Annotated in this window: 18 protein-coding genes; 11 read left to right on the forward strand and 7 right to left on the reverse strand. The window is 66.4% G+C overall.

What is annotated here, in order from left to right:
• Positions 1 to 186: 186 nt before the first annotated feature.
• From rplI to N5J73_RS12490, 4 genes are all read right to left on the reverse strand, one after another.
• On the reverse strand, positions 187 to 636 hold the full coding sequence (gene rplI, locus N5J73_RS12475) for a 50S ribosomal protein L9 (RefSeq protein WP_049408589.1): 450 nt from the start codon (positions 634 to 636) through the stop codon (positions 187 to 189).
• Positions 637 to 741: 105 nt separating this feature from the next.
• Positions 742 to 972: a 30S ribosomal protein S18 gene (gene rpsR, locus N5J73_RS12480; RefSeq protein ID WP_002804494.1), complete on the reverse strand. Its 231-nt coding sequence runs from the start codon at positions 970 to 972 to the stop codon at positions 742 to 744.
• 11 nt (positions 973 to 983) lie between these two features.
• Complete coding sequence (rpsF, locus tag N5J73_RS12485; protein WP_049445625.1) at positions 984 to 1,421, reverse strand: 30S ribosomal protein S6; 438 nt, start codon at positions 1,419 to 1,421, stop codon at positions 984 to 986.
• A 207-nt stretch (positions 1,422 to 1,628) separates the two neighbouring features.
• Positions 1,629 to 1,967 (reverse strand): iron-sulfur cluster assembly accessory protein, encoded by a 339-nt coding sequence (locus tag N5J73_RS12490; RefSeq protein WP_006376495.1) that lies wholly within the window; start codon positions 1,965 to 1,967, stop codon positions 1,629 to 1,631.
• A gap of 128 nt (positions 1,968 to 2,095) precedes the next feature.
• Here N5J73_RS12490 and asnS point away from each other — a divergent pair, with 128 nt between their 5' ends.
• From asnS to N5J73_RS12545, 11 genes are all read left to right on the forward strand, one after another.
• The gene (asnS, locus tag N5J73_RS12495; RefSeq protein WP_049445627.1) at positions 2,096 to 3,490 is read left to right on the forward strand and encodes an asparagine--tRNA ligase; all 1,395 of its coding nucleotides are present in this window, start codon (positions 2,096 to 2,098) and stop codon (positions 3,488 to 3,490) included.
• A gap of 30 nt (positions 3,491 to 3,520) precedes the next feature.
• On the forward strand, positions 3,521 to 3,820 hold the full coding sequence (locus N5J73_RS12500; RefSeq protein WP_005417403.1) for a hypothetical protein: 300 nt from the start codon (positions 3,521 to 3,523) through the stop codon (positions 3,818 to 3,820).
• A 7-nt stretch (positions 3,821 to 3,827) separates the two neighbouring features.
• Positions 3,828 to 4,142 carry a hypothetical protein gene (locus tag N5J73_RS12505; RefSeq protein WP_006453002.1) on the forward strand — a complete coding sequence of 105 codons (315 nt, stop codon included), beginning with the start codon at positions 3,828 to 3,830 and terminating at the stop codon, positions 4,140 to 4,142.
• Between the two features lie 7 nt (positions 4,143 to 4,149).
• Positions 4,150 to 4,788, forward strand: a complete 639-nt coding sequence (locus N5J73_RS12510; RefSeq protein ID WP_049445630.1) for an FMN-binding negative transcriptional regulator — start codon at positions 4,150 to 4,152, stop codon at positions 4,786 to 4,788.
• Positions 4,789 to 4,860: 72 nt separating this feature from the next.
• Positions 4,861 to 5,523, forward strand: coding sequence for a carbonate dehydratase (gene can / locus N5J73_RS12515; RefSeq protein ID WP_049445632.1), 663 nt, complete (start codon positions 4,861 to 4,863; stop codon positions 5,521 to 5,523).
• A gap of 19 nt (positions 5,524 to 5,542) precedes the next feature.
• Positions 5,543 to 6,064: a 3-hydroxyanthranilate 3,4-dioxygenase gene (locus tag N5J73_RS12520; protein ID WP_049445634.1), complete on the forward strand. Its 522-nt coding sequence runs from the start codon at positions 5,543 to 5,545 to the stop codon at positions 6,062 to 6,064.
• 236 nt (positions 6,065 to 6,300) lie between these two features.
• Entirely contained in the window at positions 6,301 to 7,575 is a 1,275-nt protein-coding gene (kynU, locus tag N5J73_RS12525) for a kynureninase (RefSeq protein ID WP_049445637.1), read from the forward strand.
• A 31-nt stretch (positions 7,576 to 7,606) separates the two neighbouring features.
• On the forward strand, positions 7,607 to 8,974 hold the full coding sequence (locus N5J73_RS12530; protein ID WP_049445639.1) for an NAD(P)/FAD-dependent oxidoreductase: 1,368 nt from the start codon (positions 7,607 to 7,609) through the stop codon (positions 8,972 to 8,974).
• Positions 8,974 to 10,413 carry an exodeoxyribonuclease I gene (sbcB, locus tag N5J73_RS12535; RefSeq protein WP_279941013.1) on the forward strand — a complete coding sequence of 480 codons (1,440 nt, stop codon included), beginning with the start codon at positions 8,974 to 8,976 and terminating at the stop codon, positions 10,411 to 10,413. The genes N5J73_RS12530 and sbcB overlap by 1 nt, the downstream gene beginning before the upstream one ends.
• Positions 10,410 to 11,096: a DUF2461 domain-containing protein gene (locus N5J73_RS12540; protein ID WP_049445642.1), complete on the forward strand. Its 687-nt coding sequence runs from the start codon at positions 10,410 to 10,412 to the stop codon at positions 11,094 to 11,096. Before sbcB ends, N5J73_RS12540 begins: the two co-directional genes overlap by 4 nt.
• Before the next feature lie 55 nt (positions 11,097 to 11,151).
• Positions 11,152 to 11,703, forward strand: coding sequence for a DUF2939 domain-containing protein (locus N5J73_RS12545; RefSeq protein WP_049445644.1), 552 nt, complete (start codon positions 11,152 to 11,154; stop codon positions 11,701 to 11,703).
• A gap of 174 nt (positions 11,704 to 11,877) precedes the next feature.
• On the opposite strand, the gene N5J73_RS12550 is transcribed toward N5J73_RS12545, so the two are convergent.
• The 3 genes from N5J73_RS12550 to N5J73_RS12560 form a co-directional block, all read right to left on the reverse strand.
• Positions 11,878 to 12,822, reverse strand: coding sequence for a 5'-nucleotidase (locus N5J73_RS12550; RefSeq protein WP_005410242.1), 945 nt, complete (start codon positions 12,820 to 12,822; stop codon positions 11,878 to 11,880).
• A 47-nt stretch (positions 12,823 to 12,869) separates the two neighbouring features.
• Positions 12,870 to 13,643, reverse strand: coding sequence for an NAD kinase (locus tag N5J73_RS12555; protein WP_049445646.1), 774 nt, complete (start codon positions 13,641 to 13,643; stop codon positions 12,870 to 12,872).
• Positions 13,644 to 13,936: 293 nt separating this feature from the next.
• On the reverse strand, positions 13,937 to 18,913 hold the full coding sequence (locus N5J73_RS12560; protein ID WP_164078581.1) for an NAD-glutamate dehydrogenase domain-containing protein: 4,977 nt from the start codon (positions 18,911 to 18,913) through the stop codon (positions 13,937 to 13,939).
• Positions 18,914 to 19,073 lie beyond the last annotated feature (160 nt).

Raw genomic sequence — 19,073 nt, forward strand, 5'->3', positions numbered from 1 at the left:
CCGTGGAACGGGTGTGACGCCCTGAGTATACCGATGTGGCCGTGTTCTACGAATGGGCGTGGAACATTGTCCAGCCCCACCCCGCCGGCCGAGCGTGGCCCGACACCACGAAACGGAGCCATAAAACAAAACGGGCACCCTTGCGGGCGCCCGTTCTGCGGTGATTCCAGGCCTTTCGGCGTGGGATCAGGCTTCGGCGACGACGACGACCTTGACGGTGGTCTCGACGTCGGCGTGCAGGTGGATCAGCACGTCGTATTCGCCGATGTTGCGGAAGGCGCCTTCGCCCAGGATGACTTCGCTCTTGCTGACCGGCAGGCCGGCAGCGGTGAAGGCATCGGCGATTTCGCGGGCGCCGACCGAGCCGTACAGCTTGCCTTCGGTCGAAGCGTTGGCCGGGATGGTCACGCTCGCGCCTTCCAGCTTGGCCTTGCGGGCGTCAGCGTCGGCGTGGATGGCCTGGGCCTTGGCTTCGTACTCGGCGCGCTTGGCTTCGAACTCGGCCTTGTTGCTCTCGGTGGCCGGAACGGCCTTGCCCTGCGGCACGAGGAAGTTACGGCCGTAGCCGGGCTTCACGTCGACCAGGTCGCCCAGGTTGCCGAGGTTGGTAACTTTCTGCAGGAGGATCAGCTGCATGGTATTGCTCCAGATGAGTTATTCGTTAGCGAGGCGATGCCCCGCAACAAAGGCTGTCCGAATAGCTGGCACAGCGGGGGCGGCACCGGGCCGCCCCGCCGGGCATCAGACGTCGTGGTTGTCGGTGTACGGGATCAGGGCCAGGAAGCGAGCGCGCTTGACGGCGGTCGCCAGCTGGCGCTGGTACTTCGACTTGGTACCGGTGACACGGCTCGGCACGATCTTGCCGTTCTCGGTCAGGTACTGGCGCAGGGTGTTGAGATCCTTGTAGTCGATCTCCTTCACACCTTCAGCCGTGAACTTGCAGAACTTGCGGCGACGGAAGAACTTGGACATGGGAAGGCTCCTTAGGCGGCGGAAGCGGCGTCGTCGCCGGCTTCGTTGTCAGCGGTGGTGGTGGACTCGCCTTCTTCGTCGTCACGACGACGGCGCTCACCGCGCTCCGGCTTGTCACCCTTCTCGTCCTTGCTCTTCATGATCAGCGACTGCTCGGTGTCAGCCTCGTCACGCTTGATGACCAGGTTGCGCAGCACGGCGTCGTTGAAGCGGAAGCTTTCGGTCAGCTCGTTCAGCACGGCCTGGTCGGCTTCGATGTTCAGCAGCACGTAGTGGGCCTTCACCAGGTTCTGGATCGGGTACGCCAGCTGGCGGCGGCCCCAGTCTTCCAGACGGTGGATGGTGCCGTTGCCGTTCTCGACCAGCGACTTGTAGCGCTCGATCATGGCCGGGACCTGCTCGCTCTGGTCCGGGTGGACCATGAACACGATTTCGTAATGACGACTCATGTTTTTTCTACCTTTCGGATGTGGCCTTGCGGCCGGACAGCCCCCCGCCGTTGATACCGCGGTGGGGCAAGGATTCCCGCCAGGAAGGCAGGAAGCCGCGCATTATGGCGCAGATGGGGTGGCCGGGCAACCGGGGTGCCCTGGAGCTCCTGAACCGGGGTGCCCTTCACCCGTACCGACCAAGGTCGGCAACTCCCCAGGCGGCCCTCAGGCCTTGTCGGCGTCGGTGGTGAAGCTCTCGCCGCAGCCACACTCGGCGGTGGCATTCGGGTTGCTGAACGTGAAGGTCTCGCTCAGGCCGTGCTTGCCGAAGTCGATCACGGTGCCGTCCACCAGCGCCAGGCTCTTGGCATCGACGTAGATCTTCACGCCGTCCTGGTCGAACACGGTATCGCCCTCGCGCTCGTCGCGGGCCAGGTCGGTGATGTGACCCCAGCCCGAGCAACCGGTCTTGGTCACGCCGAAACGCAGGCCCAGCGCGCCGGGGGTCTGGGCGACAAAGCGCTGCACGCGCTCGAAGGCAATGGGGGTCAGGCTGACGGCCATGGGGCTACTCCAGAGGTACGGGGACATTATAAGGAGCCGTTGCCGCGAAAAATGCCTCGCAAGCAGAACGCTGCAACCGGTAAACTCCCGTGTTCACAGATCGAGTCGATCAGCAGAGGATTCAAGTCATGACGGTGGTCAGCGTTGAACATGCGCTTGCCGGGAAGATCCCGGAAGGCGGCGAAGTCACGGTACGCGGATGGGTGCGCACGGTGCGCGGTTCAGCGAATCTGGCTTTCGTGAATGTGAGCGACGGCTCCTGCTTCGCCCCGATCCAGGTCGTGGCCGGCGACGGCCTGGCCAACTTCGACGAGATCAAGCGCCTGACCAGCGGCTGCTCGGTCATTGCCACCGGCACCCTGGTGAAGTCGCAGGGCAAGGGCCAGTCGTTCGAGATCCAGGCCAGCGCACTGGAAGTGGTCGGCTGGGTCGAAGACCCGCTCACCTACCCGATCCAGCCGAAGCCGATGTCGCCGGAGTTCCTGCGCGAAGTGGCACACCTGCGCCCGCGCACCAACCTGTTCGGCGCGGTCACCCGCATCCGCAACTGCCTGGCCCAGGCCGTGCACCGTTTCTTCCACGAGAACGGCTTCAACTGGATCAGCACCCCGATCATCACCACCTCCGACGCCGAAGGCGCCGGCCAGATGTTCCGCGTGTCCACCCTGGACATGGTGAACCTGCCGCGTGACGAGAAGGGCGCGATCGATTTCAGCCGCGACTTCTTCGGCAAGGAAACCTTCCTGACCGTGTCCGGCCAGCTGAACGTCGAGGCCTACTGCCTGGCGCTGAGCAAGGTCTACACCTTCGGCCCGACCTTCCGCGCCGAGAACAGCCACACCACCCGCCATCTGGCGGAGTTCTGGATGATCGAGCCGGAAATCGCCTTCGCCGACCTGGCCGAAGACGCGCGCCTGGCCGAAGAGTTCCTGAAGTACCTGTTCCGCGCGGTGCTGAACGAGCGCAGCGACGACCTGGCCTTCATCGCCGAGCGCGTGGACAAGAACGCGATCACCAAGCTGGAAGATTTCATCAACGCGCCGTTCGAGCGCATCGACTACACCGATGCGGTCAGCCTGCTGCAGAAGTCCGGCAAGAAGTTCGACTTCCCGGTCGAATGGGGCCTGGACCTGCAGACCGAGCACGAGCGCTGGCTGACCGAGGAACACGTCGGCCGCCCGGTGGTGGTGACCAACTATCCGGAGCACATCAAGGCCTTCTACATGCGCCTGAACGACGACGGCAAGACCGTGGCCGCGATGGACGTGCTGGCCCCGGGCATCGGCGAGATCATCGGCGGCAGCCAGCGCGAAGAGCGCCTGGACGTGCTGGATGCGCGCATGGCCCAGTTCGGCCTGGATCGTGAGCACTACAGCTGGTACCGCGACTTCCGCCGCTATGGTTCGGTGCCGCACGCCGGCTTCGGCCTGGGCTTCGAACGCCTGGTGGTCTATGTCTGCGGCCTGTCCAACATCCGCGATGCGATCCCCTACCCGCGCGCCCCGGGCAGCGCGGACTTCTAAGCCCCACACGATCACGGAGGTACCGCTCCCATGACCCTGTTCTTCGCCCTCTGTTTCGTCGGCGTTGCAGTGGCCGGGTTCAGTGCCTTCGTGATCTTCTGGCCGCTGACCCTGGTGCACGTGCGCGACCGCCACCCGGCGCTCGCCGAGCGCTTCGGCAGCGGCGCCTTCCTCAAGCCCGATGCCCTGGCCTGGCTGCTGCGCCGCGACTATCGCCAGCAGCCCGACCGCTCGCTGTCCGGGCTGGCGACGCCGGCCTGGGTATCGCTGCTGACCCTGCTGGCCGGACTGGGCATGGCCGCCCTGCTCTGGCTGGCCTCGCTCTGGTAACACATCCATGAATGACATCACCGCCTCGCGCGACAGCTGGTGGCTGGCCAGCCTCGGCAACACCCTGATCTGGGCGCGGCTGCGCGTGCGCCCGGCCGGCACCGCCGAAGTGCTCGACAGCGATGGCAACACGCTGAGCTATGACAGCGAAGACACCGCCCGTTCGCAGTTGTTCGACGCCGAGTTCGTCGAGTACGACGGCCTGGACGAGGAGGACGCGCTGGTGCGCGGCTTCAGCCTGCACGAAGTGCAGCCGCCGCAGGCCGACAGTGACGAGGGTCTGCGTGGCCGCATGATCCAGTCGCTGGGCGGGCGCGCCTGACCCCTGCATGTTCACCCCGCGCGCCTTCGCCGAGACCGACCTGCTCTGGCTGGACCGCCTGCTGGCGCGCGACCCGTTCGTCACGGTGCTCACCGTCGGCAGCGATGGCCTGCCGGAGCTGACCCGGATGCCAGTGCTGTACCGGCGTGACGGCGACCAGATCGAACTGCGCGGCCACTGGGCCCGCGCCAACCCGCAGTCGCGCCACAGCGGCGCGGCCAAGGTACTGGTCGATGGCCCACACGGCTACGTCTCGGCCAGCTGGTATCCGGACAAGGAACCCGCCGCGCGGGTACCCACCTGGAACTACGCCGCTGCCGAGCTGCGTGGCCAGCTGCAGACCTTCGACGACGCTGATGCGCTGGCCGAACTGGTTGGCGCGATCAGCGACCGCTTCGAGGCCAGCGTCGGCCAGGCCTGGCAGTTCGATGCCACGCGTGCCGAACACGGCCCGGAGCTGCGCGCCATCGTCGGCTTCCGGTTCCAGGTCGAGCAGGTGCAACTGAAGCTCAAACTGAGCCAGAACCATCCCGACGCCAACCAGCGCGCGGTGATCGCCGAACTGGAACAGCTGGGCACACCCTCTTCCATCGAGTTGGCGCAGTGGATGCGCTGGCACCGCGAACAGGCCGCCCGCAGCGACTGAACGCCCAAGATTCCCGCAACGACGCAGCCGGATGGCTGCGGCGCGCCCCCACCCGACGCCAGGGACCCTTACATGAAAGACATCCACAAACTGCTGCAGAACAACCGCGACTGGGCCGACCGCATCGAAAAGGAAGACCCCGAGTTCTTCCACCAGCTGGCCAAGCAGCAGCACCCGGAATACCTGTGGATCGGCTGTTCCGACTCGCGCGTTCCGGCCAACCAGATCATCGGCATGGCGCCGGGCGAAGTATTCGTGCACCGCAACGTGGCCAACGTAGTCGCCCACACCGACCTGAACTGCCTGAGCGTGGTGCAGTACGCGGTGGACCAGCTGAAGGTGAAGCACATCCTGATCGTCGGCCACTACGGTTGCGGCGGCGTGCATGCCTGCCTGCACAACACCCGCGTCGGCCTGGCCGACAACTGGCTGCGCCACGTCGGCGACGTAATGCAGAAGCACACCGGCATCCTCGATGCGATCGACACCGATGAGCTCAAGCACGCGCGCCTGTGCGAACTGAACGTGATCGAGCAGGTTGCCAACCTGTGCCGCTCCACCATCGTGCAGGACGCCTGGGCCCGCGGCCAGAAGCTGATGGTGCACGGCTGGGTCTACAGCCTGAAGGACGGACGCGTGCGCGAGATGGGCATCGACGTCGGTTCGCAGGAAGAGCTGCAGCCCGCCTATGAAAAGGCCCTGTCCTACGTTCCGCGCAAGGGCAAGCGCGACTGATTCCCTACGGAAGACCACCATGCTCGCTTCGCCGATCAACCTGCACGCCTGGATCGAAGAACACCGCCACCTGCTGAAGCCGCCGGTGGGCAACAAGATGATCGACAATGGCGACTTCATCGTAATGGTGGTGGGCGGGCCGAATTCGCGCACCGACTATCACTACGACGAAGGTCCGGAGTGGTTCTACCAGCTCGAAGGCGAGATGGTGCTGAAGGTGCAGGAAGACGGCGCGGTGCGCGACATTCCGATCCGTGCCGGTGAGATCTTCCTGCTGCCGGCGAAGGTGCCGCACTCGCCGCGGCGCCCGCCCGGCGGTATCGGTCTGGTGGTCGAGCGCAAGCGCCTGCCGCATGAGATGGACGGCGTGATCTGGCATTGCGAACGCTGCAACCACAAGCTGCACGAAGAGTATTTCGCGCTGCTGAACATCGAGACCGATCTGCCGAAGGTGTTCGCGCGCTACCACGCCAGCCTGGAGCTGCGTACCTGCAGCCAGTGCGGGCACGTGGATCCGCTGCCGACGCCGGCGGCGGGCTGAGCCCCGAACGGTAGTCGCCCACCTTGGTGGGCGCTTGCTCGCTCCTGCCCTGGTAGATGCCCGGCGCTTGCTCGCTCCCGCTCTGGTAGATGCCCACCTTGGTGGGCACTTTCTTGTACGTGCGCCAACCAAGGTTGGCGACTACCGGATCACACGGCGCTGGTGCCGGGCCGGCTGCTACCGGGCCATGCCCCAGGCGCTACACTGGCGGTCCCGTTGCAGCCTGTTGCCCGACCATGTCCGACCTGCTCAGCCGCACCCACGCCATTGCCCTGGACGCCGCCGATGCGCTGCGCCCGCTGCGCAATGAATTCCTGATTCCGCGCCACGGTGGTGGCGAGCAGACCTACTTCGTCGGCAACTCGCTGGGCCTGCAGCCGCGTGGCGCGCAGGCGGCCGTGCAGGAAGTGATGAAGCAGTGGGGCGAGCTGGCGGTGGAAGGCCACTTCACCGGCCCCACGCAGTGGCTGTCCTACCACCGCCTGGTGAGCGCGCAGCTGGCCCGCGTGGTCGGTGCGCTGCCCAGCGAAGTGGTGGCGATGAACACGCTGAGCGTGAACCTGCACCTGATGATGGTCAGCTTCTACCGGCCCACGGCCGAGCGCCCGGTGATCCTGATGGAAGCCGGCGCATTCCCGACCGACCGCCATGCGGTGGAGGCGCAGATCCGCTTCCATGGTTTCGACCCGGCCGAGTGCCTGGTGGAAGTGCAGCCGGACGAGGTCAACGGCACGATATCGCTGGCAGCGATCGAACGCGCCATCGCCGAACACGGCCCGCGCCTGGCGCTGGTGCTGTGGCCGGGCGTGCAGTACCGCACCGGCCAGGCCTTCGACCTCGATGCGATCACCCGTGCCGCCCGCCTGCAGGGCGCACGCATCGGCTTCGACCTGGCGCACTCGGTCGGCAACCTGCCGCTGCGCCTGCATGACATCGCACCCGATTTTGCCGTGTGGTGCCATTACAAGTACCTCAACAGCGGCCCGGGCGCAGTGGCTGGCGCCTTCGTGCACGAGCGCCACCACCGCGATACCTCCCTGCCGCGCTTTGCTGGCTGGTGGGGCCATGAAGAGTCCACCCGCTTCCAGATGGCACCGCAGTTCACCCCGGCCATCGGCGCCGAAGGTTGGCAGCTGAGCAACCCGCCGATCCTCGGCCTGGCGCCGCTGCGGGCCTCGTTGGACCTGTTCGAGCGCGCCGGCATGGAGGCGCTGCGCAGCAAGTCACTGGCGCTGACCGGCATGCTCGAAGCGCTGGTGCGCGCGCGCCTGTCCAGCGTGCTGGACATCATCACCCCGGCCGAGCCGCAGCGCCGCGGCTGCCAGTTGTCGCTGCGCGTGATCGGTGGCCGCGAACGTGGCCGCGCACTGTTCGAACACCTGCGCGGCATCGGCGTGCTCGGCGACTGGCGCGAGCCCGACGTGATCCGCATCTCGCCCACGCCGCTCTACAACCGCTACCTGGACGTGCATCACTTCGTCGAGGAAGTGGAAGCCTGGGCCGGCCTCTAAGCCGGCCTCTCCCCTACTGCTGGACAGTTCGTTGATCGCACACGCTTCCCGCTCGTTGAGCATTATCGGTGCCGGCCTCGCCGGGTCCCTGCTGGCCATCCTGCTGTCACGCCAGGGCTGGCGCATCACCCTGTACGAACGCCGCGGCGATCCGCGCGTGGCCGACTACGAGAGCGGACGCTCGATCAACCTGGCGCTTGCCGAGCGTGGGCGCAACGCGCTGCGCCAGGCCGGTGTGGAAGACGAGGTCATGGCGCGCGCGGTGATGATGCGCGGCCGCATGGTGCACCCACGCGACGGCGAACCGCAGCTGCAGCGCTATGGCCGTGATGACAGCGAAGTGATCTGGTCGATCCACCGCAGCGACCTGAACACCACGCTGCTGGAACTGGCCGAACAGGCCGGCGCCACCGTGCACTTCCATCGCCGCCTGCATACCGTCGATTTCGATGCCGGCTACGCGCGCTTCATCGATGACCGCGACGACAGCCCGCACGACATCCACTTCGACACCCTGATCGGTGCCGACGGCGCGGGCTCGGCACTGCGTGCGGCGATGAACCGCCGTGCACCGCTGGGTGAGGACATTGCCTTCCTCGACCACTCCTACAAGGAGCTGGAGATCCCGCCGGCCGCCGATGGCAGCTTCCGCATCGAGCGCAATGCGTTGCACATCTGGCCGCGTGGCCACTACATGTGCATCGCCCTGCCCAACCACGAAGGCACCTTCACCGTCACCCTGTTCCTGCCCAACCAGGGCGACCCCAGCTTCGCCACCATCAACACCGGTGCGCAGGCCGAGGCGCTGTTCGCGCGCGAGTTTGCCGACACCCTGCCGCTGATCCCGAACCTGCGCGCGGACTGGGAACAGCACCCGCCAGGCCTGCTCGGAACACTCACCCTGGAACGCTGGCACCAGCAGGGCCGCGCCGTGCTGATCGGCGACGCTGCGCATGCGATGGTGCCGTTCCACGGCCAGGGCATGAACTGCGCGTTCGAGGACTGCGTTGCGCTGGCCCGTCACCTGATGGAGGCCGATGATCTGGAGGGTGCGTTCGCCGCGTTCGAAACCGAGCGCAAGCCGAATGCACGTGCCATTCAGCAGATGGCGCTGGAAAACTACCTGGAGATGCGCGACCGCGTCGCCGACCCGGCCTTCCTGCTGCAGCGTGAGCTGGAACAGGAGCTGCAGCGTCGCTGGCCGACGCGCTTCGTGCCGCACTACACCATGGTCACCTTCCTGCACACGCCGTATGCCGAAGCGCTGCGCCGCACCGAACTGCAACGCAACCTGCTGGCGGCAGCCACCGAAGGTCACGATTCACTGGACAACATCGACTGGGCCGCACTGGAAGCGCAGATCCACGCGCAGCTGCCGGTCCTGGAGGGCGCGCACTGATGGCCGACAGCTTCCTGTTCTACGACCTGGAAACCTTTGGCCAGGACCCGCGACGCACGCGCATCTCGCAGTACGCCGCGATCCGCACCGACACCGACCTCAACGAGATCGACACCCCGGTCAGCTTCTTCGTGCGCCCGGCCGATGACCTGCTGCCCTCGCCGATGGCCACCCTGGTGACCGGCATTACCCCGCAGCAGGCGCTGGCTGAAGGCATCAGCGAGGCCGAAGCCTTCGACCGCATCAACGAACAGCTGTCGCGCCCCGGCACCTGCGCGCTGGGGTACAACACGCTGCGCTTCGACGATGAATTCGTCCGTTACGGTCTGTTCCGCAACTTCCACGACCCGTACGAACGCGAGTGGCGCAACGGCAATTCGCGCTGGGACCTGCTGGACATGCTGCGGTTGATGCGCGCGATGCGCCCGGACGGCATCCAATGGCCCCTGCGCGAAGATGGCGCCACCTCGTTCAAGCTCGAACACCTGGCCGAGGCCAACCACGTGCGCGAGGGCGATGCGCACGAAGCACTGTCCGACGTGCGTGCCACCATCGGCATGGCACGGCTGTTCAAGCAATCGCAGCCGCGGCTGTGGGAGTACGCACTGAAGCTGCGCGACAAACGCTTCGTCGGCGGCCTGCTGGACGTGGCCGCGATGAAGCCGGTGCTGCACATTTCCATGCGCTACCCGGCCAGCCGCCTGTGCGCGGCACCGGTGCTGCCGCTGGCCATGCACCCGACCATCAACAACCGGGTGATCGTGTTCGACCTGGAAGGCGAGATCGACGATCTGCTGGAACTGCCGACCGACGTGATCGCACAGCGCCTGTACATGCGCGCCAGCGATCTGCCCGAAGGCGTCGCACGTGTACCGCTGAAGGAAGTGCATCTGAACAAGGTGCCGGCGCTGATCGCCTGGAACCACCTGCGCGCCGATGACCACGCGCGCCTCGGCCTGGATGTGACCGCGATCGAAGCCAAGGTGGAACGCCTGCGCGCGTTCGCCCCGCAGCTGGCCGAAAAGGCCCGGCAGGTCTACAACCAGCCCCGCGCCGCCACCGTGGCCGACGTCGATGCCTCGCTGTACGACGGCTTCCTCAGCAACGGTGACAAGCCGCTGCTTGCGCTTGCACGCACCACCGCGCCCGAGCAGCTGGCCGCGCTGGAAGGTCGCTTCCGCGACCCACGCCTGCCGGAGCTGCTGTTCCGCTACCGCGCGCGCAATCATCCCGACAGCCTCGCGCCGCCTGAACGACAGCGCTGGCAGGATTACCGCCGCCAGCGCCTGCTCGGAGACGGCGGCCTGGGCGAACTCAACCTGCCCCAGTACCAGCAGCAGCTCAATGCACTGGCCGCCGAAGCGCCCGATGACACCCGGCGCCAGGCCCTGCTGCAATCGCTGCGCGACTGGGGCCAGCACCTGCAGGAGACGCTGTGAGCACTTATTTCTCGGACGCCAGCTTCAAGTTCCTGCGCAGCCTTGCGCGGCACAACGACAAGGCCTGGTTCAACGATCACCGCCAGCAGTATGAAGACCATGTCCGGCAGCCATTCCTGCGCCTGCTGGGTGACCTGCAGCCGGCGCTGGCCGAGATCAGCGAGCACTTCCGCGCCGATACCCGCGGCGTCGGCGGCTCGCTGTTTCGCATCCATCGCGATGCGCGCTTCTCCAACGACAAATCCCCGTACAAGACCTGGCAGGGTGCACGCCTGTTCCATGAGCGCCGCCGCGAAGTGGCCGCGCCCTCGTTCTACGTGCATCTGCAGCCGGGCGAGAGCTTCGTCGGCGCCGGCCTGTGGCATCCAGAACCCGAGACGCAGCGCCGCGTGCGCCACTTCATTCTCGACAACCCCGGCAGCTGGAAGGCCGCTGCGCATGCCCCGGCGCTGCGCAAGCGCTTCGATTTCGAGGAGAGCGAGAAGCTGGTACGGCCGCCGCGCGGCTTTCCGGCAGACTTCGAGTTCATTGACGACCTCAAGCACCGCAACTGGGTGATGTGGCGCTCGCTGGACGACGCCACCATGACCGGCCCGCGCCTGCTGTCCACGCTGGGCAAGGACCTGGCGGGGCTCGGCCCGTTCGTTGACTACATGTGCGCGGCGCTGGACCTGGAGTTCTGAGCCGCATCACCTGCCGTTCACCACTGGCTGCCTTACTTGCGGCAGTCTGGACAGCATGAAGAAGCTCACTGCACTGGCTGTGCTGCTGGTCCTGGCCTTGGCTGCGTGGTGGTTCGGCGGCCCGTACATGACCGTGCACGGCCTGTCCAAGGCCATCGAAGAACGTGACACGGCGCGACTGCAACGCTATGTCGATTTCCCTCGCGTGCGCAGCAGCCTGCGCGCGCAGCTCAACGACTATCTGGTCCGCCAGGCCGGCCCGGATGTAGCGGCCAGCCCGTTCGGCGCCCTGCTCTACGGGCTGGGCGACCAGCTCGGTGGTGCGGCGGTGGAGACGATGGTGACCCCGACCGGCATCGGCGCGATGCTGCAGGGCCACGTGCTGTGGAAGCGCGGCCGCAATGAACTGCAGGGCGGTGATGCCTTCGGCGCGACCGAGCCGGCACGGCCATTGAAGAACGCCGAGCATCACTTCGAAGCGCTGGACCGCTTCGTGATCGACGTCGATCGCGGCCCCGACCAGCCGCCGATGAAGGTGGTGCTGGAACCGCAGGGCCTGCGCTGGAAGGTGGTGGACCTGCAGTTGGGGATGTCGGGCAGCCCGTGACGGGTCATGCCCTTCGACGGCGCTGCTTTCGGTAGGTGCCCACCTTGGTGGGCATGGATCCAGGACGGCGCCAACCAAGGTTGGCGACTACCGCGGTACAGCGCTCTGGTAGATGCCCACCTTGGTGGGCGCCGATGCATGGCAGCGCCAACCAAGGTTGGCAACTATCAGGCCCTACCCCTCGTTGGCGACACCATGCGGCACATGGCCGGCGGCCACATGCTCGCGGGCGCTGTCGATGTTGTGCTGCGAATCATCGAAGAAGATGTCGGCGCCGAACGCCTGCAGGAACGGTCCCTTGTGGCGGCCACCGAGGAACAGCGCTTCGTCCAGGCGCACGCCCCACTCACGCAGGGTGCGGATCACCCGCTCATGCGCCGGCGCCGAACGCGCGGTGACCAGCGCGGTGCGGATCGGTGCACTCTCGCCGGCCGGGAACACTTCCTGCAGCGTGTGCAGCGCCGACAGGAAGCCGCGGAACGGGCCGCCGCTGAGGGGTTCGCGGGCACGCTCGCGTTCATGGCGGCCAAACGCTTCCACGCCCTGCTCGCGCGAAATGCGCTCACTCTCATCGCCGAAGATCACCGCGTCACCGTCAAAGGCGATGCGCAGCTGGCCGGCCGGGCGACCGGTATCGATCTGGTCGGCCGCTGCCGCAGCGGTCTCGCCCGGCGGCTTGGGCAGGATGGTCGCCGCCGCGATGCCATGGCGCAGCGCGCTGCGCACCGATTCCGGGTTGGCCGACAGGAACAGGTCAGTGCCGAACGGCTTCACGTACGGCCAGGTCGGCTCGCCGGCGGTGAACGTCGCACGGATGATGCCCAGGCCGTAATGCTGGATCGAGTTGAAGATGCGCAGGCCGGTATCGGCCGAGTTGCGCGACAGCAGGATCACCTCGACCCGCGGGTTCTCCGGGCTGGCGCCCTGGTTCAGCGCCAGCAGCTTGCGCACCACCGGGAAGGCCACGCCGGGGCCGAGGATGTCGTCCTCATGCTGGCGCTGGAATTCGGCATAGGCCGCCACGCCATCGCTCTCGAACAGCGCGTGGCTTTCCTCGAGGTCGAACAGCGCGCGCGAGGTCACCGCGACGGTCAGCAAACGGGGGGAGTTGTCGCCCATCGGTGGGGGTCCTTCAAGCGGTCGGCAGGGCCGGCCGCCTATTGTCCTCAAAAAACGAACTGTTCGCTCAGGATCCGGTCTTCCAGGTTGTGTTCCGGGTCGAACAGCAGGGTCACGCGGCGGTCCTTCGACTCGCGGATGGTCACTTCGACCACGTCGCGGGTCTCGTGCGAATCAGCGGTCACGCTGATCGGGCGCTTGTAGGGATCGAGCACGCGGAAGCGCACTTCGGTGTCGGCCTTGAGGATCGCCCCGCGCCAGCGTCGCGGCCGGTACGGGGCCAGCGGCGTCAGCGCGATGGTATGCGAGCCCAGCGGCAGCACCGGGCCATGCGCGGAATAGTTGTAGGCGGTGCTGCCGGCCGGAGTAGCCACCAGCACGCCATCGCCGATCAGTTCGGCCACGCGTTCCTGGCCGTTCAGGTCGATGCCGATATGCGCGGCCTGACGGGTCTGGCGCAACAGCGAGACGTCGTTGTAGGCCAGCGAGCCGGTACTGGTGCCCGATTCGGTTAGTGCCACCATCTCCAGCGGACGCAGGTTGGCCGGTTCAGCACGGGCGATGCGCGCCTGCACGTCATCGTCGCCGCGGTACTGGTTCATCAGGAAACCGACCGTGCCCAGCTTCATGCCGAACACCGGCTTGCCCAGGTGCCCATGCCGGTGCAGGGTCTGCAGCATGAAACCATCGCCGCCCAGTGGGCACAGTACATCGGCCTGCTCGGGCGTGTAGTCGCCATAGCGCGACACCATGGCCGCGCGGGCCATCTGCGCGGGCTCGGTGGTGCTGGCCAGGAAAGCGATGCGGGGGGTGTCGCTCATCGGTGGATCCGGGTGGGTTTGATGGAGAGCATAACCGAGCGCCGGGAGTTGGACCCCGTGGGGCGGATGACCGGCATATCCGCCGGGACACGCCGTAAACCCATCCCTGGGGGCTCCATCGCGCCATCCATGGCGCTCACGGTCCCGGCGGATATGCCGGTCATCCACTTGGCAGATTCACGGCCGGCGTCGGGTCAGGTGGTCGCAAAGATCAAGGGCAGAAACAGAACGGCCCCGCTTTCGCGGGGCCGTTCCGGTTCACGCATGCCAGGCGTGGCCCGGCTCTACATCACTCACGCGCCGTGTGCCGCCAGCTGGCCCAGGCGCTGGACTGCGACCGAAACGGTCGGGTAGTCCAGGGTCTTCTGCTCGGCCAGTTCGGCCAGCATCGCCAGGGTGAAGCGCAGGCTGTTGTCGTCACGGCCCATCCAGGCTGCGACCTTGGCCTCCGCGCTGCTGCCCTTGGTGCCCAGCACCTGGCCGGCCAGGTTGCGGTGGTTGGCCGCCAGCTCGTCGCGCAGCACGCCACGTGCCACGGCGTGCCAACGACCGTTGACCTCCAGCGCATCGACCTGCTCGAACAGCCACGGCAGCTGCAGGGCATCGCCCAGGCGGAAGTGGACCTTGGACACGTCCACCGGCTTCAGCTTGCGGGTGCGGGCCAGTTCGATGATGTCGAACGCCGGCTCCAGGAAGTGCAGTTCGGCCAGCTGCTGCGCCAGCGCGGACGGCAGGCCCTTTTCCTTCCACTCGGCCACCAGGGATTCGTAGGTCGGACGCTGCGAATCCGGCAGCACACCCGAGGCAACGCGGATGTCGTTGAACGGGCCCTGGTAGCGGTTGACCGCTTCGGTGATGCCCGGCATCGCGCCCGGGCGCGACAGCAGCCAGCGCACGAACGAACGCTGCAGCTTCCAGATCACTTCCAGTGCGTCGATCTGCACCGACTCCGGCACCTTGCCGTCGAGGGCATCGATCTGCGCCCACAGCGCGCGCGCATCCAGCGTTTCGCGGCTGATGGTGTAGGCCTTGGCGACCTCGGCGATGGAACGGCCGGTGTCTTCCTGCATGCGCATCAGGAAGGTGGCGCCCATGCGGTTGATGGTCTGGTTGGTCACGGCCGTGGCGATGATTTCGCGCTTCAGGCGGTGACGCTCCATCGCGTCGGCGTACTTCTTCTGCAGCGGGGTCGGGAAGTAGCGCTGCAGCTCCTTGGACAGGTACGGATCTTCCGGGATGTCCGAATCCAGCAGCTGGGCGAACGCCACCAGCTTGGAATAGGACAGCAGCACCGACAGTTCCGGACGGGTCAGGCCCTGGCCGCGCGCCTTGCGCTGGGACAGCTCGGCGTCGGACGGCAGGAACTCGATCTGGCGATCGAGCAGGCCCTGCTGTTCCAGGGTACGGATGAAGTGCTGCTTGGAACCCAGGCGCTTGACCGCCATCCGCTCCATCAGGCTCAGCGCCTGGTTCTGGCGGTAGTTGTCATTGAGCACCAGCTCGGCGACTTCATCGGTCATCGAGGCCAGCAGCTTGTTGCGCTGCTCGACGGTCAGCTTCTTGGCCCGCACCACATCGTTGAGCAGGATCTTGATGTTGACTTCGTGGTCGGAGGTGTCGACACCGGCCGAGTTGTCGATGAAGTCGGTGTTGAGCAGCACGCCGGCCTGGGCGGCTTCGATGCGGCCCAGCTGGGTCATGCCCAGGTTGCCGCCCTCGCCCACCACCTTGCAGCGCAGCTCGCCACCGTTCACGCGCAGCGCGTTGTTGGCGCGGTCGCCGACATCGCTGTGCTGCTCGCTGGCAGCCTTCACGTAGGTACCGATGCCGCCGTTCCACAGCAGATCGACCGGTGCCTTCAGGATCGCGCTCATCAGATCGTTCGGCGACAGCGCCTTGACGTTGTCATCCAGGCCCAGCGCTTCACGCACCTGCGGGGTGATCTCGATCGACTTCAGGCTGCGCGGGTACACGCCGCCGCCCTTGCTGATCAACTTGGCGTCGTAGTCCGCCCAGCTCGAACGCGGCACGGTGAACAGGCGCTCACGTTCGACGAACGTGGTGGCCGCATCCGGGTTCGGGTCCAGGAAGATGTGGCGGTGGTCGAAGGCAGCGACCAGGCGGATGTGGCGCGACAGCAGCATGCCGTTGCCGAACACGTCGCCGGACATGTCGCCGACGCCGACCGCAGTGAAGTCCTGGGTCTGGCTGTCACGGCCCAACGCACGGAAGTGGCGCTTGACCGACTCCCACGCACCACGTGCGGTGATGCCCATGCCCTTGTGGTCGTAACCCACCGAACCACCGGAGGCGAATGCATCGCCCATCCAGAAGCCGTGCGCGATGGCCAGGCCGTTGGCGATGTCGGAGAAGGTCGCGGTGCCCTTGTCGGCGGCCACCACCAGGTACGGATCGTCCATGTCGTGGCGCACGACATCCACCGGCGGCACGATCTTGTTGTTGACGATGTTGTCGGTGATGTCCAGCAGGCCCTGGATGAACAGCTTGTAGCAGGCCACGCCGTTGGCGAAGATCGCGTCGCGGTCACCGTTCACCGGCGGGGTCTTGGCGAAGAAGCCGCCCTTCGCGCCAACCGGCACGATGACGGTGTTCTTGACCATCTGTGCCTTGACCAGGCCCAGCACTTCGGTACGGAAGTCTTCGCGACGATCCGACCAGCGCAGGCCACCACGGGCGACCGCGCCGAAGCGCAGGTGGGTACCTTCCACGCGCGGGCCGTAGACGAAGATTTCGCGGTACGGGCGCGGCTTCGGCAGGTCCGGCACCAGCGCCGAATCGAACTTGAAGCTGATGACATGGCCGTGCTGGCCGTTGGCATCGGTCTGGTAGTAGCTGGTACGCAGGGTCGCGTCGATCACGCCCATGAACGAGCGCAGGATGCGGTCCTCGTCCAGGCTGGACACGCGGTCCATCAGCTTCAGCAGCGCATCGCGCGCGGCCTGCATCTGCGCGTCGCGGTCACCCTTGCGGGCGTCGACCACGGTCTTGAGCACCTTCAGGGTGGCGTCGTCGCCAGCAGCCAGCACATCGAAGTGGGCCTTCAGCTGGGCCTGGCCGGCGGCGATGTCGTCCTTGCTCTCGTGGCCGGTAGCCGGATCGAAGCGCGCCTCGAACAGCTCGACCAGCAGGCGGGCCAGCAGCGGGTAGCGCGCGAAGGTGCCTTCCACGTAGGCCTGCGAGAACGGCACGCCGGTCTGCAGCAGGTACTTGCAGTAGCCGCGCAGCATGGCGACCTGGCGCCAGTGCAGGCCGGCAGCCAGCACCAGGCGGTTGAAGCCGTCGTTCTCGGCATCGCCATGCCAGACGCGGGCAAAGGTCTCGCCGAAGGCTTCATCGACGCTGGCGGCATCGATCGCGCCGGCGGTCGATTCGACCTCGAAGTCCTGCACGTACACCGGGGCATTGTCGACCGACAGGCGGTACGGACGCTCGGCGATCACGCGCAGGCCCATGTTTTCCATCATCGGCAGCGCGTCCGACAGCGGAATGTCGTCCAGCTGGCGGTACAGCTTCAGGCGCAGGCCATCACCGCTTTCGCGCGGCACGGCCTGCAGGCTCAGGCGCAGGTCGTCCGGGCCGGTCAGGGCGTCGAGCTGGCTGACATCGTTGGCGGCAACGGCGGTGCTGTTGTCTTCGATGTAGCCGGCCGGCAATGCCTTGCCGATACGGGCGGCGATGCGCAGGCCTTCGGTTTCGCCATGGCGGGCCACCAGCGCTTCACGCAGGTCGTCCTGCCAGTTGCGCAGCACCTGGGCCAGCTTCTGCTCCAGTTCGGCGGTATCGACGTCGAGCATTTCACCCGGCTTCGGGCGCACGATCAGGTGCACCTGGGCCAGCGGCGATTCGCCCAGCACCACCGAGCTGTCGACGTACTCGCCGTGCAGCGCGTCTTTCAGCATCGCTTCGATGCGCAGGCGCACGTCGGTGTTGAAGCGCTCGCGCGGCAGGTAGACCAGCGCGGAGATGAAACGGCTGTACTTGTCGCGACGCAGGAACAGGCGGCTTCGCACACGCTCCTGCAGGCCCAGCACGCCCATCGCGGTACGCAACAGTTCGTCCTCGCTGGACTGGAACAGTTCTTCGCGCGGCAGGGTTTCCAGGATGTGGCGCAGGGCCTTGCCGCTGTGGCTGGCCGGGGCCAGGCCCGACTGCTTCATCACGTGCTCGTGGCGCTGGCGCACCAGCGGGATTTCCCACGGGCGACGGTTGTAGGCGCTGGAGGTGAACAGGCCGAGGAAGCGCTGCTCGCCGATGATCTTGCCCTTGGCGTCGAATTCCAGCACGCCGATGTAGTCCATGTAGCCGGCGCGGTGCACGCGCGAACGGGCATTGGTCTTGGTCAGGATCAGCGCGTCCTTCAGACCGGACGTGGCGTTCAGGCCCTGCGCGGCCAGCGTCTTGACCGGACGGGCGGCGGACTTGTCCTTGCCGCGCATCAGGCCCAGGCCGGTGTCGTTCAGCGGCGCCAGCACTTCTTCCTTGCCCTGCTTCTCCACGCGGTACTCGCGGTAGCCGAAGAAGGTGAAGTGGTTGTCGGCGGCCCAGCGCAGGAATTCCTGTGCTTCCTTGCGCGAGGCTGCGTCGACCGGCAGCTGGCGGCTGCCCAGGTCGTCGGCCAGTGCCAGCGCCTTGTCCTTCATCGGCTGCCAGTCGCGCACGATCGCACGCACTTCGTCCAACGCCTTGTTGATGGCCTGCTCGATGGCCGCCATGGCTTCGGCCGGCTGGCGGTCGATTTCCAGCAGCATCACCGACTCGGCATCACCCTCGCCGACCTTGACCAGCTTGCCGGCCTTGTCGCGGGTGAAGCGCAGCACCGGATGGCCCAGCACGTGGACACCCACGCCCTGTTCGGCCAGCGACATGGTGACGGTGTCGACCAGGAACGGCATGTCGTCGTTGACGATCTGCAGCACGGTGTGCGGCGATTCCCAACCGTTGGCCTTCGCGGTCGGATTGAACACGCGGACGTTGGCCTTGCCGGCCTTGCGGGCACGGGCGAATTCCAGCGTCTCAGCCGCGAGAGCGGCCCACTCTTCAGCGCTGTGATGCGGAAACTCGTCCGACTCCATGCGCTTGTAGAAGTCAGTGGCGAAGGCCACCGCTTCGGCCTGTGCGGCCGCGGGGTAACGCTTGCGCAATGCCGTGTACACCGGCTCCAGGGAGAAACCAGCGGTCACTGCGACCTCCGCTTCTGCTGGTTTGGTCTTGTTTTTCACGGTCTTGGCTGCGGTTTTTTGCGGTTTCATGGCAGAGCGATGCGCTTGCTCAGTTGGGAAAATGAAATTGTAGCCCTACCGCATGAAAAGGCCTTGCTGCAGGACGGAATAAGTAGATTCGGGTTTGCTGCGGTTTAGACGCCTATTCAGTTCGCACCGGTATGGTGCTGGCGCCCGCTTCAGCACTGCC

Origin of the sequence: Stenotrophomonas sp. GD03654, from assembly GCF_029845105.1 — a bacterium.
In the GTDB taxonomy this organism is placed as follows: Bacteria; Pseudomonadota; Gammaproteobacteria; order Xanthomonadales; family Xanthomonadaceae; genus Stenotrophomonas; species Stenotrophomonas africana.